Origin of the sequence: Serratia entomophila (assembly GCF_021462285.1) — a bacterium.
Lineage (GTDB): Bacteria > Pseudomonadota > Gammaproteobacteria > Enterobacterales > Enterobacteriaceae > Serratia > Serratia entomophila.
Genome location: NZ_CP082787.1, coordinates 878182 through 901667, shown reverse-complemented (window position 1 = coordinate 901667; position 23486 = coordinate 878182). Strand labels below are relative to the sequence as shown.

Annotated in this window: 22 protein-coding genes; 10 read left to right on the top strand and 12 right to left on the bottom strand. The window is 62.6% G+C overall.

The window, feature by feature from the left end; translation table 11 throughout:
* Positions 1 to 12: 12 nt before the first annotated feature.
* From KHA73_RS04170 to KHA73_RS04150, 5 genes are all read right to left on the bottom strand, one after another.
* The gene (locus tag KHA73_RS04170) at positions 13 to 756 is read right to left on the bottom strand and encodes an amino acid ABC transporter ATP-binding protein (protein WP_234589206.1); all 744 of its coding nucleotides are present in this window, start codon (positions 754 to 756) and stop codon (positions 13 to 15) included.
* Complete coding sequence (locus tag KHA73_RS04165) at positions 737 to 1393, bottom strand: amino acid ABC transporter permease (protein ID WP_234589204.1); 657 nt, start codon at positions 1391 to 1393, stop codon at positions 737 to 739. The genes KHA73_RS04170 and KHA73_RS04165 overlap by 20 nt, the downstream gene beginning before the upstream one ends.
* The gene (locus KHA73_RS04160) at positions 1393 to 2058 is read right to left on the bottom strand and encodes an amino acid ABC transporter permease (protein WP_234589203.1); all 666 of its coding nucleotides are present in this window, start codon (positions 2056 to 2058) and stop codon (positions 1393 to 1395) included. Before KHA73_RS04160 ends, KHA73_RS04165 begins: the two co-directional genes overlap by 1 nt.
* Positions 2059 to 2070: 12 nt before the next feature.
* Positions 2071 to 2862, bottom strand: coding sequence for a transporter substrate-binding domain-containing protein (locus KHA73_RS04155; protein WP_234589202.1), 792 nt, complete (start codon positions 2860 to 2862; stop codon positions 2071 to 2073).
* Between the two features lie 218 nt (positions 2863 to 3080).
* Positions 3081 to 3920, bottom strand: coding sequence for a MurR/RpiR family transcriptional regulator (locus KHA73_RS04150; RefSeq protein WP_234589200.1), 840 nt, complete (start codon positions 3918 to 3920; stop codon positions 3081 to 3083).
* Between the two features lie 119 nt (positions 3921 to 4039).
* Here KHA73_RS04150 and KHA73_RS04145 point away from each other — a divergent pair, with 119 nt between their 5' ends.
* The 4 genes from KHA73_RS04145 to hpxZ are packed head-to-tail and all read left to right on the top strand — an operon-like array spanning position 4040 to position 7626.
* Positions 4040 to 5626: a gamma-glutamyltransferase family protein gene (locus tag KHA73_RS04145; RefSeq protein ID WP_234589198.1), complete on the top strand. Its 1587-nt coding sequence runs from the start codon at positions 4040 to 4042 to the stop codon at positions 5624 to 5626.
* A gap of 25 nt (positions 5627 to 5651) precedes the next feature.
* Positions 5652 to 5843 (top strand): oxalurate catabolism protein HpxX, encoded by a 192-nt coding sequence (gene hpxX, locus KHA73_RS04140; RefSeq protein ID WP_234589197.1) that lies wholly within the window; start codon positions 5652 to 5654, stop codon positions 5841 to 5843.
* Positions 5840 to 7246 carry an AtzE family amidohydrolase gene (locus tag KHA73_RS04135; protein WP_234589196.1) on the top strand — a complete coding sequence of 469 codons (1407 nt, stop codon included), beginning with the start codon at positions 5840 to 5842 and terminating at the stop codon, positions 7244 to 7246. The genes hpxX and KHA73_RS04135 overlap by 4 nt, the downstream gene beginning before the upstream one ends.
* Positions 7243 to 7626: an oxalurate catabolism protein HpxZ gene (gene hpxZ / locus KHA73_RS04130; RefSeq protein ID WP_234589195.1), complete on the top strand. Its 384-nt coding sequence runs from the start codon at positions 7243 to 7245 to the stop codon at positions 7624 to 7626. Before KHA73_RS04135 ends, hpxZ begins: the two co-directional genes overlap by 4 nt.
* A gap of 37 nt (positions 7627 to 7663) precedes the next feature.
* Here hpxZ and KHA73_RS04125 read toward each other — a convergent pair whose 3' ends face one another.
* A complete protein-coding gene (locus KHA73_RS04125) occupies positions 7664 to 8548 on the bottom strand; it encodes a siderophore-interacting protein (RefSeq protein ID WP_234589194.1) in 885 nt (294 codons plus the stop codon).
* A 5-nt stretch (positions 8549 to 8553) separates the two neighbouring features.
* Positions 8554 to 9777 (bottom strand): MFS transporter, encoded by a 1224-nt coding sequence (locus tag KHA73_RS04120; RefSeq protein WP_234589193.1) that lies wholly within the window; start codon positions 9775 to 9777, stop codon positions 8554 to 8556.
* Positions 9778 to 9914: 137 nt separating this feature from the next.
* Here KHA73_RS04120 and KHA73_RS04115 point away from each other — a divergent pair, with 137 nt between their 5' ends.
* From KHA73_RS04115 to KHA73_RS04095, 5 genes are read left to right on the top strand one after another with little or no spacing between them, the layout of a single operon-like run.
* Entirely contained in the window at positions 9915 to 11660 is a 1746-nt protein-coding gene (locus KHA73_RS04115; protein WP_234589183.1) for an IucA/IucC family protein, read from the top strand.
* A complete protein-coding gene (locus KHA73_RS04110) occupies positions 11657 to 12607 on the top strand; it encodes a GNAT family N-acetyltransferase (protein ID WP_234589181.1) in 951 nt (316 codons plus the stop codon). Before KHA73_RS04115 ends, KHA73_RS04110 begins: the two co-directional genes overlap by 4 nt.
* Positions 12604 to 14352, top strand: coding sequence for an IucA/IucC family protein (gene iucC / locus KHA73_RS04105; RefSeq protein WP_234589179.1), 1749 nt, complete (start codon positions 12604 to 12606; stop codon positions 14350 to 14352). The genes KHA73_RS04110 and iucC overlap by 4 nt, the downstream gene beginning before the upstream one ends.
* Complete coding sequence (locus tag KHA73_RS04100; protein ID WP_234589178.1) at positions 14349 to 15677, top strand: lysine N(6)-hydroxylase/L-ornithine N(5)-oxygenase family protein; 1329 nt, start codon at positions 14349 to 14351, stop codon at positions 15675 to 15677. Before iucC ends, KHA73_RS04100 begins: the two co-directional genes overlap by 4 nt.
* Positions 15678 to 15711: 34 nt before the next feature.
* A complete protein-coding gene (locus tag KHA73_RS04095; protein ID WP_234589177.1) occupies positions 15712 to 17943 on the top strand; it encodes a TonB-dependent siderophore receptor in 2232 nt (743 codons plus the stop codon).
* 34 nt (positions 17944 to 17977) lie between these two features.
* On the opposite strand, the gene puuE is transcribed toward KHA73_RS04095, so the two are convergent.
* Genes puuE through KHA73_RS04080 form a run of 3 tightly spaced genes read right to left on the bottom strand, consistent with a single transcriptional unit; the run spans position 17978 to position 20421 of the window.
* Positions 17978 to 18916 carry an allantoinase PuuE gene (puuE, locus tag KHA73_RS04090; RefSeq protein WP_234589176.1) on the bottom strand — a complete coding sequence of 313 codons (939 nt, stop codon included), beginning with the start codon at positions 18914 to 18916 and terminating at the stop codon, positions 17978 to 17980.
* Positions 18917 to 18934: 18 nt separating this feature from the next.
* Positions 18935 to 19678, bottom strand: coding sequence for an allantoin racemase (gene hpxA, locus KHA73_RS04085; RefSeq protein ID WP_234589173.1), 744 nt, complete (start codon positions 19676 to 19678; stop codon positions 18935 to 18937).
* Positions 19675 to 20421: a GntR family transcriptional regulator gene (locus tag KHA73_RS04080; protein ID WP_234589172.1), complete on the bottom strand. Its 747-nt coding sequence runs from the start codon at positions 20419 to 20421 to the stop codon at positions 19675 to 19677. The genes hpxA and KHA73_RS04080 overlap by 4 nt, the downstream gene beginning before the upstream one ends.
* Before the next feature lie 153 nt (positions 20422 to 20574).
* Here KHA73_RS04080 and KHA73_RS04075 point away from each other — a divergent pair, with 153 nt between their 5' ends.
* Entirely contained in the window at positions 20575 to 22035 is a 1461-nt protein-coding gene (locus tag KHA73_RS04075) for an NCS1 family nucleobase:cation symporter-1 (RefSeq protein ID WP_234589171.1), read from the top strand.
* A 46-nt stretch (positions 22036 to 22081) separates the two neighbouring features.
* Here KHA73_RS04075 and KHA73_RS04070 read toward each other — a convergent pair whose 3' ends face one another.
* Positions 22082 to 23050 (bottom strand): LysR family transcriptional regulator, encoded by a 969-nt coding sequence (locus tag KHA73_RS04070; protein WP_234589168.1) that lies wholly within the window; start codon positions 23048 to 23050, stop codon positions 22082 to 22084.
* Positions 23037 to 23486 (bottom strand): hypothetical protein, encoded by a 450-nt coding sequence (locus KHA73_RS04065; RefSeq protein WP_234589167.1) that lies wholly within the window; start codon positions 23484 to 23486, stop codon positions 23037 to 23039. The genes KHA73_RS04070 and KHA73_RS04065 overlap by 14 nt, the downstream gene beginning before the upstream one ends.

The following is a 23486-nucleotide window of genomic DNA, read 5'->3' as shown; positions in this document are numbered from 1 at the left end:
AACACCCCGTTCTCAGGCTTCCGACAAGCCGCGAACCGAAGCGATAAACTGTTTTAATTCCTGCGTTTGCGGGTTGGCGAACAGCGTGCGGCTGTCGCCCTGCTCCCAGACTTTACCCTGGTGCATAAAGACCACCCGGTCGCCGACCTCACGGGCAAAGTTCATCTCGTGCGTCACCAGGATCAGGGTCATGCCCTCGTTGGCCAACTGCTCCAGCACCTTCAATACTTCGCCCACCAGCTCGGGATCCAGCGCCGAGGTTATCTCGTCGCACAGCAGCACTTTCGGCTTCATCGCCAGCGCGCGGGCGATCGCCACCCGCTGCTGCTGCCCACCGGAGAGGTTGGCCGGCGCATAGTGCATCCGTTCGCCCAGCCCGACTTTGTTCAGCATCTCTTCCGCCAGCCGGCGACACTCGGCCGGGCTCTTTTTCAGCACCCGGCGCGGCGCCAGCATCACGTTTTCCAGCGCGCTCATGTGCGGAAACAGGTTGAAGTTCTGGAATACCATGCCGATTGAGCGGCTGATCTCACGCGCCTGCGAATCGCGGTCGGTAATGGTCATGCCGCCCAGTTTGATGCTGCCTTCCTGATAACCTTCCAGCCCATTGATGCAACGCAGCAGCGTGCTCTTGCCGGACCCGCTGCGGCCGATAATCGAGATCACCTGCCCCATGTCGATATCCAGATCCACGCCCTTCAGCACATGGTTTTGACCGTAATATTTTTGAACCTGATTAATTGTGATGAGCGGCATGGAATTTCTTCTCCAGATAATGACTGTAGCGCGACAGCGGGTAACACATCAGGAAATAGCCCAACGCCACCAGGCCAAACACCTTAAAGGGTTGGTAAGTCACATTGTTCAGCATGGTGCCGGCCTTGGTCAGCTCGACGAAACCGATGATCGACGCCAGCGCGGTGCCCTTGATCACCTGTACCGAAAACCCGACGGTTGGCGCGATAGCGATGCGCACCGCCTGCGGCACGATCACCCGCACCAGGGTCTGGCCGAAGCTCAGCCCCAGGCAGCGCGAAGCTTCCCACTGGCCCTTCGGCAAGGCGGCGATGCTGCCTGACCAGATATCCACCAGAAAAGCGCTGGTGAACAGCGTCAGCGCCAGCGCGGCGGCGGCCCAGGGGCTGACGTCGATACCGAACAGCGCCAGGCCGAAGAACGCCAAAAACAGCTGCATCAACAGCGGCGTGCCTTGAAACAGTTCGGCGTAGAGCCGCACCAGCCGCAGCGCCCAGCGGCGTTTGCTCAGGCGCAACAACAACAGCGGCAGCGTCACCAGCGTGCCGCCGAAAAACGCCGTCAGCGACAGCAGCAGCGTCCAGCGCGCCGCCAGCAGCAGGTTGCGCACGATATCCCAGTCGGTAAAGGTCAGCATCAGCCCTGGCTCCCCAAAAAGCGCCGTCCGGCGGCCAGCAGCAGCTGGCGCATCAACACCGACAACAGCAGATAGAACAGCGTCGTCACCAGATAAACCTCAAAACTGAGGAAGGTGCGCGACTGGATCAGGTTGGCGGCGAAGGTCAGCTCTTCGAACGACACCTGCGACACCACCGATGACCCGAGCATCACGATAATGCACTGGCTGACCAGCGCCGGATAAATGCGCTGCAGCGACGGCGGCAGCACGATGCGCAGAAAAGTCTGGCTGCGGCTGAAGCCCAGCACCCGCCCCGCTTCCCACTGGCCTTTCGGCGTCACCTGAATGCCGGCGCGGATAATCTCGGTGCTGTAGGCGCCGAGGTTAATCACCATCGCCAACAGCGCCGCCTGTCCGGCGCTCAGCTTCCAGCCCAGGCTCGGCAGCCCGAACACGATAAAGAACAGCTGCACCACGAACGGCGTATTGCGCACCACTTCGACATAAACGCCCCACAGGCGGCTCAGCGGCGTGGCCTTGCCGCTGCGGATCGCCGCCCCGCAAATCCCCAACGCGACGCCCATCAGGGTCGCCAGCGCCGACAGCTCGACGGTGGTCAGCAGGCCCGCCAGCAGCTCGGGCAGATAGGGCCACAGGGCGGGGAAATTCAGCTGATAGGTCATCAGGCGCCCCCGTTATGCGCCAAGGTTGGCGGGCAGCGGCGCTTTCAGCCATTTCTCCGACAGGCCGTTCAGGGTGTTGTCCTGCAACGCCTGCTCAATCAATGCGTCCACTTTGGCCTTCAGCGCCGGTTCGCCCAGGCGCAGCCCTACAAAGCACGGCGAATCCTTCAGCATAAACTTGGCCACCGGCGCCTTGCCCGGGTTCTGGCGCGCCAGGGCGCTCACCACCAGGTTGCCGGTGGCGATGTACTGCACCTGGCCGGACAAATAAGCCGACAGCGTGGTGTTGTTGTCTTCATAGCGCTTGATCTGCGCCCCCTTGGGTGCGGTGTCGCTCAGCACCATGTCCTCCACCGCGCCGCGCGTTACGCCGACGGTTTTACCGTCCAGCTGTGCGGCATCGCCCAGTGCGGCGTCCTGCGGGCCGAATACGCCGAGGAAAAACGGCGCATAGGCGCGGCTAAACGCGATGGCCTTCTCGCGTTCCGGGTTTTTGCCCAGGCTGGAGATCACCAGATCCACCTTGTTGGTCTGCAGGTAAGGCACGCGGTTGGCGCTGGTTACCGGCACCAGCTGCAACTTAAGTTTCATCTTGTCGGCCAGGTAACGCGCCATGTCGATGTCATAACCCTGCGGCTGCAGATCGGTGCCGACCGACCCAAACGGCGGGAAGTCCTGCGGCACCGCCACGCGCAGCACGCCGCGTTGCTGGATATCCTGCAATTGATCCGCCTGCGCCGAAGCCGCCTGCGCCATCAGCGCGACCGCCGCCAAAGCAACCCACAGTGTTTTCTTGATGTTCATAGCCTATCCCCAATGTTGGAATGATGAAACAAAAGATTCTTTGATTATCACTCTGCAACTAATGTGCCAAAAGAAAATGCGATGAACGATCTGCTTTAATGCCCGCAGGTTATCGGATACTCATCGGCATTCCCCCGCGAACGCTGCGGTGGGAGGGGAATGAAATTGGAGAGAGAGAAGCACCATAAAGGTGCGTAAGCACCAAAACAGCGCCGGATTCAGCGCTGTTCCAGTTCGTCCAGATCCTGATATAAATCGGCGATTTGATGGATGCGCTGCCTTCCCTGCGCCAGCGTCTCGTGCAGCAGCGCGTTGCTGAGCAGATTGGCCAGGCTCATGGCGGCGGAGTAGCTGTCGAACGCCGACACGCTGTCGAGCGGCGCGGCCAAATGCCAGTTGGCCAATGGGATCAGCGCCTGCGCCTGCGGCTCGCAGATCAACAGCGTCGGCACCCGCTGAGCCTGCAACTGCGTCAGGACCGCCCTGAGCTGGCGCGGCCGGCGGCGAAACGCCACCACTACCGCCACGTCCTGCGGCGCCAGATCGGCCAGCTCTTCCGCCAGCGTCTGGCCGGGCTGCGGTACCAGCATCACCCTTTCCCGCACCTGCAGCAGCTGTTGGCGCAGGTGCATCGCCACCGGGTAGCTGTTGCGGAACCCCATCAGCACCACGCGGCGCGCCTGCACCAGCGCGGCGATCACCGCATTAAACTGGTGCGCATCGATATGGTTCACCCACTGAGTCAGGTTGGCCATTTCCTGCTTGTAGTGCCGCGCCAGCAGGGTGTTGCCCTGCACCGCATCCCGGTTGTCAGTCAGCGGCATGCCGCTCTGGCGCAAGGTGCGCAACTCATCGCGCATCTCGCGGTAGCTTTGGTAGCCCAGCCGCTTGAACAACCGGCTGACCGTGGCTTTGGAAACGCCGCTCAAACGCGCCAGCTCGGCGCTGTTATAGCTGATCAGGTCATCGAAGTGGTCAAAGATAAAATCGGCCACCCGCTGCTCCTGCGGCGTCAGCTGCGGGTATGCGCTGCGCAGCCGCTCATCAATCTGTTGCATTGTGATTCCCGATGTAACCTTTGTTTCAGCGGAACATAGCACGCTTCATCCAGCCGAGAAAAGTGGAACGCCTCTTGCTTGTCTCTAACCCAACGCTGACCTCACAAAAGGGCCAAGAGATGATTAACAGCAACACCGCGCCATTGGGCATGGCGGTCACGCCCCACCACCTCGCCAGCGAAAGCGCGCTGGCGGTGCTGCGCGCAGGCGGCAACGCCATTGAGGCGATGGTGGCCGCCGCCGCCACTATCGCCGTGGTTTACCCGCACATGAACGGCATCGGCGGTGACGGCTTTTGGCTGATTGTGCCGCCGCAGGGCGATCCTCTGGCGATCGACGCCAGCGGCGCGGCCGGTTCGCTGGCGACGCTGGCGCTCTACGCCGGCGAGAGCCGTATTCCGCATCGCGGGCCGAAGGCGGCGCTGACCGTGGCCGGCACCGTCGGCGGCTGGCAGGAGGCACTGGCCTATTCCGCCGAGCTGGGGGGCGATCAGCTGCCGCTGCCGCGCCTGCTGGCCGACGCCATCCGCTATGCGGCCGACGGCATTCCGGTCACTGCGTCCCAGGAGGCGGCGACGCGCAGCAAATACCATGAGCTGGCGGATAACGAACACTTCGCCCGCACCTACCTGCCGCAGGGAGAGATCCCGCACGCCGGCCAACGCTTCTGCCAGCCGCAGCTGGCCGATACGCTGATCGCCCTGGCCGAGGACGGGTTAGACAGTTTTTATCGCGGCCCGCTGGCCCAGCGCATGGCGATGGACATGGCGACGCTGGGCATGCCGCTCACCGCGCAGGATCTGGCGGATTACCGGCCACGCCGCCGCACCCCGCTGCGCCTGGAGCACCAAAAAGGCGAGATTTTCAACCTGACGCCGCCGACCCAGGGGCTGGTATCGCTGGCCATCCTCGGGCTGACCGACCGCCTGCCGCTGGTCGGCCAGCCCGAAGGCGCCGTGGTGCACGCCGTGGTAGAGGCCACCAAGCTGGCGTTCGGGCTGCGCGACCAATACATCACCGATCCTGAGCAGATGACCCAGGAACCGCAGGCGCTGCTGGCGGCCGAACATCTGGATGCCCTGGCGAAGCGCATCGACGCTCGGCAGGCCGCGCCCTGGGGCCAGGGCAAGGGGCCGGGCGACACCGTGTGGATGGGGGTGATGGACAGCAGCGGGCTGGCGGTCTCTTTCATTCAGAGCATCTATCATGAATTCGGCAGCGGCGTGGTGCTGCCGCAAAGCGGCGTACTGTGGCAAAACCGCGGCGCCTCTTTCAGCCTGGACCCCGCCCACCTGCTGGCTTTGGCGCCGGGCAAACAGCCGTTCCACACCCTGAACCCGGCCGCCGCCAGGCTGTACGACGGGCGCACGCTGGTGTACGGCTCGATGGGCGGCGACGGCCAGCCGCAAACCCAGGCGGCGCTGTTTGTCCGCCACGTGGTGCAAGGGCTGCCGCTGCAGCAGGCAATCAGCGCGCCGCGCTGGCTGCTCGGCCGCACCTGGGGCGAAAGCTCCGACTCGTTGAAGCTGGAAGCCCGCTTCAGCGCCGAGACCCTCGCCTACCTGCGCCAGCGCGGCCATGAGGTTGAACTGTTGCCGGACTTCAGCGAAGCGGTCGGCCACGCCGGCGCCATCGTGCGGCATACCAACGGCATGCTCGAAGGCGCCTTCGATCCGCGCAGCAACGGCAGCGCCGCCGGCTTCTAGCCACCTTTGATTACCGGGAGAACCTATGGACCACCAAACCGCCGCCGACTGGGCGACCTACATTCGCCAGATGGAAACCCTCCTGGCGTTGGAACTGAACGATGCCCGCCGCCAGGAACTGCTGACCCAGTTCCGGCGCATCGCCGCCATGGCCGAGCCGCTGATGGCCTTTCCGCTCGACCAGCGGCTGGAGATCGCGGGGGTATACCGCGCATGAATTCGCCAAGCTCAATGTCGATTGCCGAGATCCGCGCCGCCCTGCAGCGGGGGGCCATCTCCGCCCGCGAGATAGCCCAGCAAACGCTGGATCATATTGAACGGCTTAATCCGGCGCTGAATGCCTATACCCATGTTACCGCCGAGCGCATGCTGAGCGAGGCCGACAAGCTCGATCGCGCCCGCGCCAACGGCCAGCCGCTGCCCGCGTTGGCCGCCATCCCCTACGCGGTGAAAAACCTGTTCGACGTGACCGGGGAAACCACCCTGGCCGGCGCGAGTCTGTTCAGCGATCGGCCGCCGGCCAAGCGGGACGCCTGGGCTATTTCCCGGCTGGCCGGGCAAGGCGCTCTGCTCTCCGGCATGCTGAATATGGATGCCTATGCCTACGGCTTCACCACCGAAAACAGCCATTACGGCGCCACCCGCAATCCACATGACCTCACCCGCATCGCCGGCGGTTCCTCCGGCGGTTCGGCGGCGGCGGTCGCCGCCGGGCTGGTGAATTTTTCACTCGGCAGCGACACCAATGGTTCCATCCGCGTGCCCGCTTCGCTGTGCGGCATCTACGGCCTGAAGCCCACCTTCGGCCGCCTGTCGCGCAGCGGCAGCCAGCCGTTCGTCGCCAGCCTCGATCATATTGGCCCCTTAGCCCGCCGGGTACGCGACCTGGCGGCGGTCTACGACGCAATGCAGGGGACCGATATTCAAGACCGCTTTCAGGCCGACAAACCGGTAACCCACACCGAAGCGCTGTTGCCGCGCGCCCAACAGGGGCTGCGCTGCGCGGTGCTGGGCGGCTATTTCCAGCAGTGGTGCGATGAAGACGCCAAAGCGGCCGTCCGCCAGGTGGCGCAGGCGCTGGAGGCGACCGCCGAGGCCGAGCTGCCGCAGGCCGAGCTGGCGCGCGCGGCGGCCTTTATCATCAGCGGCGCCGAAGGCGGCAACCACTACCTGCCGCTGCTGCGCAGCCAACCCGAACGTTTTGAACCGCTGTCGCGCGAACGGCTGCTGGCCGGCGCCATGCTGCCCGCCGCCTGGTACGTGCAGGCTCAGCGTTTCCGCGCTCATTTTCAACAGCAGGCATTGCCGCTGTTCGAGCGCTGGGACATCCTGATCGCCCCGGCCACGCCGTGCGGCGCTACCCCCATTGGCCAGGAGACGATGCGCATCAACGGCGCCGATCTGCCGACCCGCGCCAGTATGGGCATGCTGACGCAGCCGATTTCGTTCCTCGGCCTGCCGGTGGTGACCGTGCCGTTGACAACCGCCGCCGGCCTGCCGCTGGGCGTACAACTCATCGCCCCGCCATGGCGTGAGGATCTGGCGCTGCGCGCCGCCTATGCGCTGGAACAGCGCGGCGTAACCCGCTGTGTGTTAACGCAAAACAGGATCAATCCATGAAAAGTGAATATATCGACCGGCCGGCGGTGCTGGCGGAGGTGAACGCCGCCTTTTATCGCTATGAGCAGGCGCTGATAAGCAACGATATCGAGGTGCTGGATGAGCTGTTCTGGCACGACGGCCGCACGGTGCGCTACGGCGCCAGCGAGAATCTGTACGGTATCGATCAGATCCGCGCCTTCCGCCTGCAGCGCCCGTCGCAGGGGTTGGAGCGTCAGTTGGAAAACACCCAAATCACCACCTATGGCGACGACATGGCGGTGGCCAGCACCGAATTTCGCCGCCCGGGCAGCGACAGCATCGGCCGGCAGATGCAAACCTGGGTGAAGCTGCCCTGCGGCTGGCGCATCGTGGCGGCGCACGTCAGTGTAATGGGGTAACCCGGCATGGCGGCGCCAAAGCGAAGCCGGCTCGTGGTCAGCACCAGTAGGCCATAAAGTTGACGGTAGAGCGGTCCAAATCGCATTCGCCAATCAGATAACGCCGCAGCGATTTCACCGCCGAGGACTCGGCCGCCACCCAGGCGTAGAAGCTGTTCGCCCCCTCGGCGCGTTCCCACAGCAGATCCCCGCCCAGGCTGTTTTCCGCCAGCGACTGCGCCTCGGCGCGCGCCGAGGCGGGGATATTCACCCGTTGGCACACCGCTTCCACCAGTAGCGTGCCGTGCATCTGCTGATGCCCGACGTCGCGCGGCAGCCAGTACACTTCGGCGAACGGGAAGTTGTCCAGATTCAGACAGTCCCCCGCCACCGGCACCTCGAAGAACGCCTGCACCCGCGGTGGATTGGCCTGGCGCGCCAGCTGCTCCAGAATGCCCATCGCCGCCGGCACCGCCGTTTCGTCGGCAATCAGCAACGCCTGCTGCAGCTGCGCCGGCGGCGCCCACTCATAGCCACCGCTGTCGCCGCCGAACTCGGCATTGGGCGCCACCACCTGTATGGCGTCGCCCGGCGCGGCGTGGGTCGCCCAGGCGGAGGCCGGGCCGTTCACGCCGTGCAGCACGAACTCCACCTCCATCTGATTTTGCGCCTGACGCAGCGCCCGCAGCGTATAGGTGCGCATCACCGGGCGCCGTTCTTTCGGGATCGCCATATAATGGCTGTACCAGTCCGCGCCGTTTTCCAACTGCGGGGTCTGGCCGTCGGCGGCCGGGAACAACAGCTTGATGCGCTGATCCGGCGCCTCCAGCTTCATGCGATGCACCTCCGGCCCCTCGAACACGCAACGCAGCAATGAAGGCGAGACGTTTTCTTTGCTTTTCAATTTGATATCAAAAATTCTGTAGCTTGATGCGCCGGACATGTCGATTACTCTCCCGCGGAATTGATCGTTATGCGATGCCGGCGCCACAGCCAGCCGCTGACGCCGCCCAGCAGGACGGCCATCGCCAGCGCCGCAGCGATCAGCTGCGACTCACCATAAAACTTCGCCACCACCGGCACCATCAGCGCGCTCAGGCCGTAGCCCAGCGTATGGCTGGTGGCTATCGCGCCGGACCCTTTGCCGGTGGACAACTTATCGTTCAGCATCAGCTGGTAGCCCGGCGTCGCCATCGCCGCGCCGAAGGAAGACAGCGCACAGCCGACATAGAACAGCGCCAAGGGTTGAGCGCACATCATCGCCAGCCCCGCGGCCATCAGTAGCGCGGCGAGCAGCAGCAGCTGGGGCGCGCTGAAACGCTGCGGGCGCACCACCAGGAACTGCGCCAGCAGCGTACAGCCCGCCGCCACGCTCAGCAACACCGCCACATGATGGCTGACGGCGGTGGCGGAATGGCTGAACAGCCGGGCCAAATGCGGTGACAGGCCGAGCTGCATCAGGCTGACCGACGCCGCCAGCAGCACCGCGCACAGCAGATACGGAGCCATGCTGAGGCGCAGACGATTTTGCTGATGCGCCACCGGCGGCAGCGGCGGATCGTTATGCTGCCGGCAGACCACCAGCAGTGCGATAAGCGGTGCGATGGCCATCAGCCACAGCGGCGCCATCGGATGGATCGACAGCGCCAGCGCGGCGCACAGCGGCCCGAGCAGCCGGCCGCAACTCAGCCCCGAGCTGATGGTGGCCAGCGCCGACATGCGCTGTTCATAACCGGCGCGCTGCAGCGCCCAGGTTTGGCTGGCCGGCACCATGCCGGAAACCGTCAACCCGTAGATAATGCGCGCCGCGATCAGGCCGCCCAATCCGACCATCGGCGACAGCCAGCCGGCCGCAAGCCCCCACACCGCCAGCGCCAGTAAAGCAAAACTGAACAAATACCCCGCTAACGCCATGGTTACCACAAACTTGCAGCCGCGAATTTCCGACTGCCGCCCCCACCAGGGCGAGCCGACCAGAAACAGCATCGAGCCGAGCGTCAACAGCCCAGCCCAGACGGACAGCGACAGCTGGGTCATACTGACTAACATCGGCAACGCGACCAACAGCCCGTTTTGCCCGATGCCCAGCAAACCGGCGCAAAACGCCAGCGGCCAATTGGAAGGCGACGCATTCCCAATTGTCGACGATTTTGGGGAGGGAGAAATACTCATCAAAAGTAAATTTACCGTTAATAAAATTATATGCTTATGTGAGAATCATTGAAAAATTGTATCATAGGATTATTGATAACAATAAATATTATTGATATAAGAATCATTCTCAATTGATTCAACAGTGAAATGGGATCATGACAATCCAGTTTGAAACCGCGGCAACAGACGTGGCTGCGCAGTGTTTTTTGAACGCACTAATGCGTGAAACCCGGGACTGGCAAATCGTTCCGGCCACCGATCACCAGCAACATCCGCAGCTTCACATTCCTCTTTCATCTACCCAGGCCATTCGCATCGCTTTACGCCATATTTCGCCAACCCAGCATCACCAATACCTGTTCCCCGCCCGCCTGCATCAGCAGGATGACGGCGCCGGTGAGGCGCTGAGCGTCGAACGGCTGGTGAGCCTGCTGCTGGAAAAACCGGCGGTGAAAGGCGAGTTGGCCGCCGAGGTGGTCGAGCGTTTCCGCCAGCGGGTGCTGGAAAGTCATGATAATACCCAACAGGCGATCGCTATCCGTCTGGACTGGCCGGCGCTGCGCGACCGGCCATTGAATTTCGCCCAGGCGGAACAGGGGCTGCTGGTGGGCCACGCCTTCCATCCGGCGCCCAAATCCCACGAACCCTTCGACGAACGCCAGGCGCACCGTTATCTGCCGGACTTCGCCGCCCGTTTCCCGCTGCGCTGGTTCGCCGTCGACCACCGTTTCCTGTGCGGCGACAGCCTGAACCTGACGCTGCAGCAACGTCTGCAACGCTTCGTCGCCGAGAGCGCGCCGCAGCTGCTGGCGCATTTCACCGATGACGTCTGGCTGCTGCCGATGCACCCCTGGCAGGCCGATCATCTGCTGACGCAGGCCTGGTGCCAGGATCTGGTTAACCAGGATCTGCTGCGCGATCTGGGCGAGGCCGGCGAACGCTGGCTGCCGACCAGTTCGTCCCGCTCGCTGTACAGCGCCGGCAACCGCGACATGATTAAGTTCTCCCTCAGCGTGCGCCTGACCAATTCGGTGCGCACCCTGTCGGTCAAGGAAGTGAAGCGCGGCATCCGCCTGGCTCGCCTGGCGCAAACCCCGCGCTGGCAGCAGCTGCAGGCGCGCTACCCAACCTTCCGCGTGATGCAGGAAGACGGCTGGGCCGGCCTGCGCTCCGTCGAGGGCGCCATTCAGGAAGAGAGCCTGATGGCATTTCGCGACAACCTGCTGTTCGAACAGCCGGAAAGCCAGACCAACGTGCTGGTGACCCTGACCCAGGCCGCGCCGGACGGCGGCGACAGCCTGCTGGCCGCCGCGGTGCGCCGCCTGGCCGCCCGCCTGAACCTGCCGCTGCGGCAGGCGGCGTACTGCTGGCTGGACGCCTACTGCCAACAGGTGCTGCTGCCGCTGTTCAGCACCGAAGCCGACTACGGCCTGGTGCTGCTGGCGCATCAGCAAAACATCCTGGTGGAGATGCAGCAGGATCTGCCGGTCGGCATGCTGTACCGCGACTGTCAGGGCAGCGGCTTTACCCGCGACGCCACCCCGTGGCTGGAGGAGATCGGCGAAGCCGAGGCGGAAAACCGCTTCAGCGAACGGCAGCTGCTGCGCTACTTCCCTTATTATCTGCTGGTGAATTCCAGCCTGGCGGTCACCGCCGCGCTGGCCGCGGCCGGTTTCGACAGCGAAGAATCGTTGATGGCCCGGGTACGCGACGCGCTTGGCGGCCTGCGCGCCACCGCCAGGAATACCCTGTGTCTGGACTACGTGCTCGACAGCCCGCACTGGAACTGTAAAGGCAACTTCTTCTGTTACCTGCACGATCATAACGAGAACACCATCGTCGATCCGGCGGTGATCTACTTCGATTTCGTCAATCCACTGTTCACAGGGGCCGCCCAATGACGCCATTCGCCAAACTGACGCATGCCGGCAGCGGTTTCCGCTGCGAACGGCTGGAACAGGATCTGCAGCTGGGCCTCGGCCTGGACGGCAGCGCCGTGCTGCATTACCCGGGCGCCCTGCCGCAGGGCTGGCTGGTGCAGGCGCTGGATCAGCTGCTGATCGCCGCGCCGCAGCTCAGCGGCGTGGCGCTGCCTTACGCCGAATGGCGGGAAGAACCGCAGGCTCAGGCGCTGTTTGCCCTGGCCAGCGGCGACTACCTGGCGCGCGAAGTTTTCTACCAGCTGCCGCTGTGGCTGAGCGGCGAACGCAACCGCGCCTCCGGCCAGATGCACTATGACGCCGAACGCCATATCTGGTTCCCGCAGCGCCCGGCGCGGCCGAACGGCGAGGTTTATCGCCGTTACGATCCGCAGGTCAAACATAGCCTGAGCTTCCGCCTGCCGGAGGTCGAACGCGACGCCGAACAGTTCACCCGCTGGATGAATTCGCCGCGCGTCGATGCCTTCTGGGAAATGAGCGGCCCGCTCGAGGTGCAGGCCGCCTATCTGCAGCGCCAGCTGGACTCCAGCTACTGTTATCCGCTGCTCGGCTGTTTCGACGATCGTCCGTTCGGTTACTTCGAAGTCTACTGGGCGCCGGAAGACCGCATCGGCCGCCACTACCGCTGGCAGCCGTTCGATCGCGGGTTGCATATGCTGGTGGGTGAAGAGGATCGCCGCGGCGCGCAGTACATCCGCAGCTGGCTGCGCGGCCTGACCCACTATCTGTATCTGGACGAGCCGCGTACCACCCGGGTGGTCGCCGAGCCGCGCGCCGACAACCAGCGGCTGTTCCGCCACCTGCCGGCCGCCGGTTATCACACCCTGAAGGAGTTCGATTTCCCGCACAAGCGTTCGCGCCTGATCCTCAACCAACGCGACGCGTTCTTTCGGGAGACGTCGGTATGATCGCTCATGACTACGCTGACTGGCAGCGCGTCAACCGCCAGATGATCGCCAAGATCCTGGCCGAACTGGAATACGAACGCACGCTGCAGGCGGAATCGCACGACGGAAAATGGCGCATCGCCCTGGGCGACGCCAGCTACGGCTTCAGCGCCACCCGCGGCATCTGGGGCTGGCTGCATATCGACCCCGCTACGCTGAGCTGCGATCGGTTGCCGCTGGCCGCCGACCAAACGCTGCGTCAGCTGGCTCAGGTGCTGAAAATGGACGATGCGCAGATAGCCGAACACCTGGAAGACCTGTACGCCACGCTGCGCGGCGACATGCAGCTGCTGGCCGCACGCCACGGCATGAGCGCGCAGGATCTGATCGCCCTCGATACCGACGCGCTGCAGTGCCTGCTGGCCGGCCACCCGAAGTTCATTTTCAACAAGGGCCGCCGCGGCTGGGGCCTGAACGCGCTGCAGCAGTATGCGCCGGAGTATCAGGGCCAGTTCCGCCTGCACTGGATCGCGGCCAAACGCGGCGGCTTCGTTTGGTGCGCCGACGCGCAATTCCCGCTGGACAGCCTGCTCGACAGCGCCATGGATCAGAGCGAACGTCAGCGCTTCGAGCGCCGCTGGCGCGAGCTGAAGCTGGGTGACGATTGGATCCCGGTGCCGCTGCACCCCTGGCAATGGCAGCAAAAAATTGCGCTGCATTTCCTGCCGCAGCTGGCCGAGGGCGAGCTGATCGAACTGGGCGAATTCGGCGATCGTTACCTGGCGCAACAATCGCTGCGCACCCTGACCAACGTCAGCCGCAGTTCGGCGTTCGACATCAAGCTGCCGCTGACCATTTACAACACCTCGTGCTACCGCGGCATTCCGGGCAAGTACATCAGCGCCGGCCCGGCCGCCTCGCGCTGGCTGCAGGAAATCTTTGCCGAAGACCCCACCCTGAGCGCCAGCGGCGCCCAGATCCTCGGCGAACCGGCGGCGGGTTACATGCCCCACCAAACCTATGCCTCGCTGGCCAAAGCGCCGTACCGCTATCAGGAAATGCTTGGGGTGATCTGGCGTGAGAACCCGTCCTGTTACCTGCAGGAGGGCGAGCAAGCCATCTTGATGGCGACGCTGATGGAAACCGACAACCGGGATGAGCCGCTGATCGCCGCCTATATCGCGCGCTCCGGCCTGAGCGCCGAAGCCTGGCTGCAACAGATGTTCAGCGCGGTGGTGCTGCCGATGTACCACCTGATGTGCCGTTACGGCGTGGCCCTGATCGCCCACGGCCAGAACATCACGCTGGTGATGAAGGATCACGTGCCGCAGCGCGTGTTGCTGAAGGATTTCCAGGGCGACATGCGCCTGGTGGATCGGGACTTCCCCGAAGCGGCCTCGCTGCCGCAGGTGGTGAAGGATGTCACCGTGCGCCTTTCCGCCGACTACCTGATCCACGATCTGCAGACCGGCCACTTCGTCACCGTGCTGCGCTTCATCTCACCGCTGATGTCGTCCTGCGGGATAAGCGAAGCGCGTTTCTATCAGCTGCTGGCGCAGGTGCTGCAAGGATATATGGCGCGGCATCCGGAAATGGCGGACCGCTTCGCGCTGTTCGACCTGTTCAAGCCGCAGATTATTCGCGTGGTGCTGAACCCGGTCAAACTCACCTATTCAGAGCAGGACGGCGGCAGCCGCATGTTGCCGAACTACCTGCAGGATCTCGATAACCCTCTTTATCTGGTCACCAAGGAGCTTGCCCAATGAATCAGCCTCTGGATTTCATCGGCATCGGCGTCGGCCCGTTCAACCTCAGCATCGCCGCGCTTGGCAGCGAAGTGAACGGCTTTAACAGTAAATTCCTTGAGCGCAAACCGCACTTTTCCTGGCATCCCGGCATGATGGTGCCGGATTGCCACATGCAAACCAGCTTCCTGAAGGATCTGGTGAGCGCGGTGTCGCCGACCAACCCGTACAGCTTTCTCAACTATCTGGTTAAACGGAAAAAGTTCTACCGTTTCCTGACCACCGAGCTGCGCACGGTGTCGCGCGAAGAGTTCGCCGACTACCTCGACTGGGCCGCCAACGGGCTCAGTTCGCTGGAGTTCAGCCAGGACATTCAGAGCGTGGATTTTGACGACCAGCAGCGCCAGTTTGTGGTCACCACCCAGCGTAATGTCTACCGCGCGCGCCACGTCTGCCTCGGCATCGGCAAACGCATCAAGCTGCCGGACTGCGTTACCGAACAAAACGACCGCTGCTTCCACGCCGGCGAAATGGTGCTGCGCAGCCCGGATCTGGCCGGCAAACGCGTTACCCTGGTGGGCGGCGGCCAGAGCGGCGCCGACCTGTTCCTGAACATGTTCCGCGGCGAATGGGGCCAACCGGCGCAGCTCAACTGGATCTCGCGCCGCAACAACTACAACGCGCTGGATGAAGCGGCCTTCGCCAACGAATACTTCACGCCGGACTACGTCGACAGCTTCTACGGCCTCAACGACGGCGCCAAACATCGCATGCTGACCGAACAGAAGATGACCTCCGACGGCATCACCAGCGAGTCGCTGCTGGCCATCTACCGCGCGATGTATCACCGCTTTGAAGTGCTGCGAGAAAAGCCCTGGGCGCGCCTGCTGCCAAGCCGTTCGCTGGCGGCGATGCACGCCAACGGCGACGGGTACCGGCTGGTGACGCATCACCATCTCGATCAGGGCCGGGAAATCTTCGATACCGACGTGACGATCTTCGCCACCGGTTACCAGCAGGATCGGCCGGCTTTCCTGGCGCCTTTGGCCGATCGCCTGCTGACCACCGCCGATGACCAATACCGCATCGCCCCGGACTTCAGCCTGGAATGGCAGGGGCCGCAGGAAAATTGCCTGTTTGCCGTCAACGCCGGCATGCACAGCCACGGCATTGCCGAACCCCAGCTCAGCCTGATGGCCTGGCGATCGGCGCGCATTCTCAACCGGGTTTTAGGACGCGACCAGTTCGATTTAACGTCCACCCCGGCTGTGATCCAATGGCGCAGTCAGCAACCGGGCACGCCCGCCCGCGCTGAACACGTCATGCTCAATTACACCGAGTTTTAACCACACACCACATGGGAACACTGGAAAAATAACGATGAAGCGCAAACACCTTTGGGTATTGAATCCGTGTCTGCTGGCGATGCTTGCGCCGGCGGCCTGGGCGGAAGAGCAAAAAAATAACGATGAGCAGGTGGTAGTTTCCGCCAGTCGCTCACACCGCACCGTCGCTGAAATGGCGCAGACCACCTGGGTTATCGAGAGCCAGGAGATTGAGCAACAGGTGCAGGGCGGCAAGGAAATCAAGGACGTGCTGGCGCAGCTGATCCCGGGCATGGACGTCAGCGGCCAGGGCCGCACCAACTACGGCATGAACCTGCGCGGCCGTTCGATGATGGTGATGATCGACGGCGTGCGCCTGAATTCATCGCGCAGCGACAGCCGCCAGCTGGATTCGATCGACCCGTTCAATATCGCTCACATTGAGGTGATCTCCGGCGCCACCGCGCTGTACGGCGGCGGCAGCACCGGCGGCCTGATCAATATCGTCACCAAGAAAGGCCAGAAAGAGCAGCAGGTTGAGCTGCAGGTCGGCGGCAAAACCGGCTTCGGCGGCCACAACGACCACGACGAAAACGTCGCGGCGGCGGTCAGCGGCGGCAACGACAATGCCTCGGGCCGCCTGTCGGTCTCCTATCAGCGCTACGGCGGCTGGTACGACGGCAAAGGCAACGAGGTGCTGATCGACAATACCCAAACCGGCCTGCAGTATTCCGATCGCCTCGACGTGATGGGCACCGGCACCATCAATATCGACGATCACCAGCAGCTGCAGCTGACCACCCAGTATTACAAAAGCCAGTCCGACGGCGATCACGGCCTGTATCTGGGCAAAGACTTCTCGGCGGTCACCGGCGACGCCAAGGCGTACAACGGCGGCAACCTGAACGCCGACCGTATCCCGGGCACCGAGCGCCACCTGATCAACCTGCAGTATTCCAACACCGACTTCCTCGGCCAGGATCTGGTGGCGCAGGTTTATTATCGTGACGAGTCGCTGACCTTCTACCCGTTCCCAACGCTGAATTCGACGGGCAAAGCCGTCACCAGCATCGGCGCCTCCCAGCAGAAAACCGACTTTTACGGCGGCAAGCTGACGCTGAACAGCAAGCCTGTCGACGCCCTGACGCTGACCTATGGCATTGACGCCGAACATGAAAGCTTCAACGCCAATCAGCAGTTCTTCGACCTGGCGAAGGCCAAGCAATCCGGCGGCATGGATTTGGAAAACGCCTACAACACCGGGCGTTATCCGGGCTACACCACCACTAACCTGGCGTCGTTCCTGCAGGCCAGCTACGACATCAACCCGATCTTTACCCTGAGCGGCGGCGTGCGTTATCAGTACACCGAAAACAAGATCGATGACTTCGTCGGCTACAACCAACAGCAAGCCATCGCCACCGGCGCGGCAACCTCCGCCGACGCCATCCCGGGCGGCAAGACCGACTACAATAACGCCCTGTTCAACGCCGGCCTGCTGGCGCACCTGACCGAGCGCCAGCAAACCTGGTTCAACTTCTCGCAGGGCTTCGAGATCCCGGATCCGGGCAAGTATTACGGCAACGGCACCTATGCGCTGAACAACGGCCACTATCAGCTTAACAAGAGCATCAACGTCGGCGACTCCAAGCTGGAAGGCATCAAGGTCAACGCCTACGAGCTCGGCTGGCGCTACACCGGCGACAACCTGCGCACCCAGATCGCCGCCTACTATTCACTGTCCGACAAGAGCATCTCCATCAACAAAACCGACATGACCATTAACGTCAACTCGGACAAGCGCCGCATCTACGGGCTGGAAGGCGCGGTGGACTACTTCTTCGCAGACAGCGACTGGAGCGCCGGCAGCAACTTCAACCTCATCCGCTCCGAGACCAAGGTCAACGGCGAGTGGAAAAAGTTGGTGGTCGACACCGCCAGCCCATCCAAAGTCACCGCTTACGTCGGTTGGGCGCCGGGCGACTGGAACCTGCGCCTGCAGTCGCAGCAGACCTTCGACGTGTCGGACGACGGCGATTACACCAAGGCCAACTCCACCCAAGGCCGCAAGATCGACGGTTACAACACCATCGACTTCCTCGGCAGCTACGCCCTGCCGGTGGGCAAACTCAGCTTCAGCGTGGAAAACCTGCTGGACAAGCAATACACCACCGTTTGGGGCCAGCGCGCGCCGATCCTGTACAGCCCAACCTACGGCTCGCCTGAGCTGTACAGCTATAAAGGCCGCGGCCGCACCTTCGGCCTGAACTATTCGGTCTTGTTCTGATCCTATGCAAAAGGGCCGGCAATGCCGGCCCTTTTCATTTGCAGAACGGATGATGCTCCGCCCAATGCTCGGCGATTTCCTGCCGTCGGCAGACCCATACCCGATCGTGCCGCTGGATATAATCCAGAAAGCGCTGCAGCGCGCGAAACTTGCCGGGGCGCCCCAGCAGGCGGCAGTGCATGCCGATCGACAGCATCTTCGGCGAGGTTTCGCCCTCTTCGTACAGGACGTCGAAGCTGTCCTGCAGATAGGTGAAGAACTGCTCGCCGGTGTTGAAGCCCTGCGGCGAAGCGAAGCGCATATCGTTGGCTTCCAGCGTATAAGGCACAATCAAATGCGGCTTGTTCTCGCCGTTGGCGCACTGCACCTCGGTCCAGAACGGCAGATCGTCGCCGTAATAGTCGCTGTCATATAAAAAGCCGCCTTGCTCCACCAGCAGCCGGCGGGTATTCGGGCTGTCGCGGCCGGTATACCAGCCCGTCGGCGCCTGGCCGAACAGTTCGCGCAGCGTCGCGATCGCCTGCTGCATATGCCGGCGTTCGGTGGCCTCGTCCATCTGCTGGTAGTGGATCCAGCGCCAGCCGTGGCTCACCACGTCATAATCGGCCTCTTTAATCGCCTGCACCACCTGCGGATTGCGCGCCAGCGCCATGGCGACGCCAAACACCGTCAGCGGCAAACCGCGGCGTTGAAACTCCTGATGGATCCGCCAGAAACCGGCGCGCGAACCGTATTCGTACAGTGAATCCATCGACATATGCCGATCCGGGTAGCTGGCCGCGCCGATGATGTCGGAAAGGAACTGCTCAGAGCCGGCGTCGCCGTGCAGCACGTTATTTTCCGCACCTTCTTCATAGTTGAGAACGAACTGCACCGCGATGCGGGCGTCTCCCGGCCAGCGAGCGTGCGGCGGGCGGCCGCCGTAGCCGATCAGATCGCGCGGGTAGTCTTTATCAAATTGGGGCTGATTCATCGCCGCTTCCCATTCAGATTACGAATTAAAACCGTCAAACATGCCGGACAGCGGCTTGGCCAACGGAAAATCCAGATCGCCGTGCTTGCTGGTGCTCAACCCCAGCGCGTGCAGCGACTCGATCATTTTGACCGCCGCGCTGACGCCGTCGATCACCGGGATCGCCAGCTCCTGCGTTAGCTGACGCGCCAGATCGGCCATGCCGCCGCAGCCGAGCACGATGGCGCCGCAGCCGTCTTGCTTCAGGGATTGCAGGCACTGCTCACGCACCTTCTGCTGCGCCAGCCCGCTGCCGTCTTCCAGCGCCAACACCGGCAGATCGATGGCGTGCAGCGCCGCGCAGTGGCGTTCAAAACCGTATTGATGCAATAAATGGCGGGCGATGGTCAGCGTGCGCGGCAGCGTGGTGACGATGGAAAAGCGCGTCGCCAGCAGGGTGGCGGTGTGCATCGCGGCTTCGGCAATGCCAATCACCGGCGCGCAGGCCAGCTCACGCGCCGCCAACAGCCCCGGATCGCCAAAGCACGCGATGACGTGCCCGCTCACGCCGGCCTCGCGGCCAAGCTTCACCTGCTGCAGCACGCCCACGGCGGCGATCGCCTCATCAAAATGCCCTTCGATGGACGGCGCGCCCGCCTGCGGAGACACCGCCAGGATCTCGGTGCCCGGCGCGGCCACGGCGCGCGCGGCGGCGCCGATGGTGGCCGTCATCGCCGGGCTGGTGTTCGGGTTGATCACCTGGATCAGGCAGCGGCCGCTCATAACGCCCCCTTTTCTTGCGCCGCAAAGAGGCGTGTAAAATCAGGGGAGTCATCGTCGCTCTGGGTAAAACGCAAATTGGCCAGGATATCGTCAAAATGGTGGGCCATCTGCTGCGCCAGCGCCGCGCCCTTCCGCTGCTGCAACAGCGCCAGCAGATCGCGGTGATCGTGGCAGCGGCAGCCCTGCTGCCAGGGGGCGCCATACAGCGCAATCACCAGCGACGAACGCAGCGTCAGCTGCGACACCAGCTCGGTCAGCACCGCATTGCCGGCAATGGCCTGCAGCTGAACGTGAAACGCGGCGGACAGCCGGATCGCCGCCGCGCCGTCCCGCTCCAGGTGCGCCTGCTGTTCCTGTTCGACAATGGCCGCCATCGCCCGCAGATGTTCCGGGCCGCAGTGGGCGATCACCTGCGGCACATTGGCGCACTCCAACATTTTGCGCGTCTGGAACACATTGATCGCTTCTTCTTCCCCCGGCTTGGCAACCAGTGCACCGCGTTTGGGCAACTGAGTCACAAGCTGCACTGCGGCAAGGCGCTGCAGCACCCGGCGGATGCCGGTGCGGCTAACGCCAAAGGCCGCCGCCAGCGCTTCTTCCGGCAGTTTGCCGCCGGGCAACAGCCGATGCTCAACGATCGCCTTTACCAGCGAGTTGTAAATATGATCGTCCCGATCCTCAGTGAAATAGGCGGCGGATTGCCCATGCTGCGCGGCGTTGGCGCCGATCGTCGTGCCGATCATCTTGCTGCTCCCTATACCCTTAGATAATCAAATCGTATACAAGAACAAGATATTTTGTATACAAAAAAGATAAATTTGGCCTGAATCCTGCAAAAGCCCTGTCAACGACCTTTGCCACCGCCCTGGCGCCCGTTCTTGAGAGGAGCACGATTTATGCCAAACCCTAATGAAAACTACAGCCCCAAACTGTGCAACGACGATCTGGCGCCGACGCGCGACCAGAACTGGAGCTGGTACAACATTTTTTCTTTTTGGATGTCGGACGTGCACAGCATGGGCGGCTATGTGGTGGCCGCCAGCTTCTTCGCCCTTGGGCTGTCGAGCTGGCAGGTGCTGATCTGCCTGCTGGTGGGGATTTGCATCGTGCAGTTCTGCGCCAATCTGGTGGCTAAACCCAGCCAGATGGGCGGCGTGCCTTATGCGGTGCTGAGCCGCCAGGCATTCGGGGTGTTCGGCGCCAATATTCCGGCGGTGATCCGCGGCATGATCGCCTTTGCCTGGTATGGCATACAAACTTACCTGGCTTCCAACGCCCTGATGCTGACGCTATTGAAGTTCTTTCCCTCGCTGGAGCCGATGACCATACCGCATTTTCTTGGCCTGTCGCAGCTCGGCTGGGGATGTTACATCATCATGTGGCTGCTGCAGGCGATGGTGTTTTGGCGCGGCATGGCGGCGATCAAACGCTTTATCGATATCGCCGGCCCGGCGGTTTACGTAGTGATGTTCGCGCTGGCCGGCTGGATTATTTATCGGGTGGGGTTCTCTAACCTGTCCCTTACGCTGGCCAGCAAAAGCCTGAGCGCCGGTGAACAGGGCTGGCTGATGCTGACCGCTACCGCACTGGTGGTTTCTTACTTCTCCGGGCCGCTGCTGAACTTCGGCGATTTCACGCGCTACGGCAAAAGCTTTGCCGAGGTGCAACGCGGCAATCGCTGGGGGCTGCCGTTCAACTATCTGCTGTTTTCGCTGGTGACCGTGGTGATCGTCTCCGGCACCCTGCCGCTGTTCGGCCAGTTGATTACCGATCCGATAGAAACCGTTACCCGCATCGACAGCGACATCGCCGTAGCGCTCGGCCTGCTGACCATGATCGTCGCCACCATCGGCATCAACATCGTGGCCAACTTCGTGTCGCCGGCGTTCGATTTCTCCAACTGTTCGCCGCAGAAAATCAGCTTCCGCACCGGCGGCATGATCGCCGCGGTCGGCTCCTTCCTGCTGACACCGTGGAACCTGTTTCAGTCGCCGGAGCTGATCCACTACACGCTGGACGTGCTGGCCGCGTTTATCGGACCGCTGTTCGGCATCCTGCTGGTGGACTTCTACATTATCAAACGCGGCGAGCTGCACGTGGACGATCTGTACAACGCCACGCCGGGCGGACGCTACTGGTACAAGAACGGCTTCAACCCGAACGCCATCTGGGCGCTGGTGCCGTCGGTTGCCATTGGATTGGCCATCAGCTTCACGCCCAGCCTGCATGAGGTGGCCAACTTCAGCTGGTTTATCGGCGCGGCGCTGGGCGGCGGCTGTTACCGCATTATCGCCCGCCGCGAATGGGCGGCCAATCAGGCGGTGACCTTTGCCAAAACCGAATTGAGCAAGGATTAGCCCGGCCGTCAGGCCGGATATTCCCTGGTAAACGTCAGCGCCGCCTTTATTCCCTGACGGCGCTGATGATATTACGTTCGAACAGGTCAAAGATACGCCGGACTTCGGGATTGCGCTCGCCCTCGGCGGTTAAACCTATCCAAACGTCCAACATCATCGCCCCGTCAAACAGCGTCGGCAAAGGCAGCAGGTTGCTGTTGAACCGCGGCAGCCCCGTCGGCAGCAAACCAATAACGCCGGACCATCTGACCAGCTCCGCCGCCAGTTCATAAGAGGAGACATGCATCACCGAACGGGCTCGCCGGGAAATAAAGCGATTCCAGGGGTCGAGCGTCGGATAATCTTGATACCCGCTAAATTGGATCAGCATATAGTCGTCGAGATCTTCCAGGCAGTAAGGCGTAATCAGCTTGCTGGCGTAACTGCTGGCAATAAACGGCATGAAGGAAAGTGAAATCAGGCGCCTTTTTGACACGGCCCAGGGTTCACACTGCCGCCTGCCCGGCTGAGCAAGCCAAATGCGAATGTCCGCTTCGCCTTCATCCTGCCGCCTGGAATCGATCGCCACCACGTTCTTGCCGGCCCCTTTATGCAGCCACGCTATCAGCGGGCGTAAAAGAAACCCCTCGAGCAATAGCGGCGGCATCGACAGTTTTATTTGCTCAACCGCCGTGGCGGGCGCCAGAACCGGGCCAGAAAATAACGCGTCGTAAACCAGGGTATAAATCTGGTGGCCTATTGGAGTCAGCTCAAACACGCGTTTATTTCTTATCAATAATTTCCCTCCCAATGCCGTCTCAATTTTATTCAGCTCCGCGCGCAGTTTGTCGACGCGCACGCCAAACTGCCGGGACGCCTGCTTTAAACTCCCGCTGCGCGCAATGGTTATAAATTGCCGCGCGATAACCTCATCGCCGCCAAAAAGGCTCAGCCACGCGCCGTTCGCCCGCAGCGTCTCCAGATCCAGCGGCGTCGTATTGCGGCTTGTTGCGCACTCCTCTTCAGTCAACGCCATACTTCCCCTCATGCCGTAACCATAATCGCAGCAATAAAGGCATCGGCATCCCTGGCGGTGGGCGCTTCTCCAGCGGCTGAGCGGTTAACACCTGCCGCAAATCGGCCTCTGTCGGCCCCTGGTCCAACGCCGAGACGATCACCAGGCGTTCGACCCGACCTTCCGCGTCCAGCCAAATACGCAGCGTGATGGAAGGGGGCAGCCCCCGCTGTTTACGATCGGGCTGTGCGCCGAGAAAGGCGCGCAGCCGCTGGACGGCGGCGGCGTCCCCGGCCAAAAATCGCTGATATGAGGCGCCCACCGCCAACGCATAGTCACGCCATTCGTTCCGTCTGTCGACGACGGGCGCTGCGGCGGTCTTGCCGCGCAGCATGGCTATCGCGCCCAGAGCGCGCCGACGCCAGGATATAAAAAATGCTTTGTTTGCAAACCACAT

What these genes read in the sequence shown, in the direction of transcription:
- KHA73_RS04080 (WP_234589172.1), bottom strand. Translation starts at nt 20,421, where the DNA reads ATGATCGGCACGACGATCGGCGCCAACGCCGCGCAGCATGGGCAATCC.
- KHA73_RS04075 (WP_234589171.1), top strand. Translation starts at nt 20,575, where the DNA reads ATGCCAAACCCTAATGAAAACTACAGCCCCAAACTGTGCAACGACGAT.
- KHA73_RS04155 (WP_234589202.1), bottom strand. Translation starts at nt 2,862, where the DNA reads ATGAACATCAAGAAAACACTGTGGGTTGCTTTGGCGGCGGTCGCGCTG.
- KHA73_RS04100 (WP_234589178.1), top strand. Translation starts at nt 14,349, where the DNA reads ATGAATCAGCCTCTGGATTTCATCGGCATCGGCGTCGGCCCGTTCAAC.
- KHA73_RS04145 (WP_234589198.1), top strand. Translation starts at nt 4,040, where the DNA reads ATGATTAACAGCAACACCGCGCCATTGGGCATGGCGGTCACGCCCCAC.
- KHA73_RS04170 (WP_234589206.1), bottom strand. Translation starts at nt 756, where the DNA reads ATGCCGCTCATCACAATTAATCAGGTTCAAAAATATTACGGTCAAAAC.
- KHA73_RS04070 (WP_234589168.1), bottom strand. Translation starts at nt 23,050, where the DNA reads ATGGCGTTGACTGAAGAGGAGTGCGCAACAAGCCGCAATACGACGCCG.
- hpxA (WP_234589173.1), bottom strand. Translation starts at nt 19,678, where the DNA reads ATGAGCGGCCGCTGCCTGATCCAGGTGATCAACCCGAACACCAGCCCG.
- KHA73_RS04115 (WP_234589183.1), top strand. Translation starts at nt 9,915, where the DNA reads ATGACAATCCAGTTTGAAACCGCGGCAACAGACGTGGCTGCGCAGTGT.
- KHA73_RS04110 (WP_234589181.1), top strand. Translation starts at nt 11,657, where the DNA reads ATGACGCCATTCGCCAAACTGACGCATGCCGGCAGCGGTTTCCGCTGC.
- KHA73_RS04160 (WP_234589203.1), bottom strand. Translation starts at nt 2,058, where the DNA reads ATGACCTATCAGCTGAATTTCCCCGCCCTGTGGCCCTATCTGCCCGAG.
- KHA73_RS04135 (WP_234589196.1), top strand. Translation starts at nt 5,840, where the DNA reads ATGAATTCGCCAAGCTCAATGTCGATTGCCGAGATCCGCGCCGCCCTG.
- KHA73_RS04095 (WP_234589177.1), top strand. Translation starts at nt 15,712, where the DNA reads ATGAAGCGCAAACACCTTTGGGTATTGAATCCGTGTCTGCTGGCGATG.
- hpxX (WP_234589197.1), top strand. Translation starts at nt 5,652, where the DNA reads ATGGACCACCAAACCGCCGCCGACTGGGCGACCTACATTCGCCAGATG.
- KHA73_RS04150 (WP_234589200.1), bottom strand. Translation starts at nt 3,920, where the DNA reads ATGCAACAGATTGATGAGCGGCTGCGCAGCGCATACCCGCAGCTGACG.
- iucC (WP_234589179.1), top strand. Translation starts at nt 12,604, where the DNA reads ATGATCGCTCATGACTACGCTGACTGGCAGCGCGTCAACCGCCAGATG.
- hpxZ (WP_234589195.1), top strand. Translation starts at nt 7,243, where the DNA reads ATGAAAAGTGAATATATCGACCGGCCGGCGGTGCTGGCGGAGGTGAAC.
- KHA73_RS04125 (WP_234589194.1), bottom strand. Translation starts at nt 8,548, where the DNA reads ATGTCCGGCGCATCAAGCTACAGAATTTTTGATATCAAATTGAAAAGC.
- KHA73_RS04120 (WP_234589193.1), bottom strand. Translation starts at nt 9,777, where the DNA reads ATGAGTATTTCTCCCTCCCCAAAATCGTCGACAATTGGGAATGCGTCG.
- KHA73_RS04065 (WP_234589167.1), bottom strand. Translation starts at nt 23,486, where the DNA reads ATGTGGTTTGCAAACAAAGCATTTTTTATATCCTGGCGTCGGCGCGCT.
- puuE (WP_234589176.1), bottom strand. Translation starts at nt 18,916, where the DNA reads ATGAATCAGCCCCAATTTGATAAAGACTACCCGCGCGATCTGATCGGC.
- KHA73_RS04165 (WP_234589204.1), bottom strand. Translation starts at nt 1,393, where the DNA reads ATGCTGACCTTTACCGACTGGGATATCGTGCGCAACCTGCTGCTGGCG.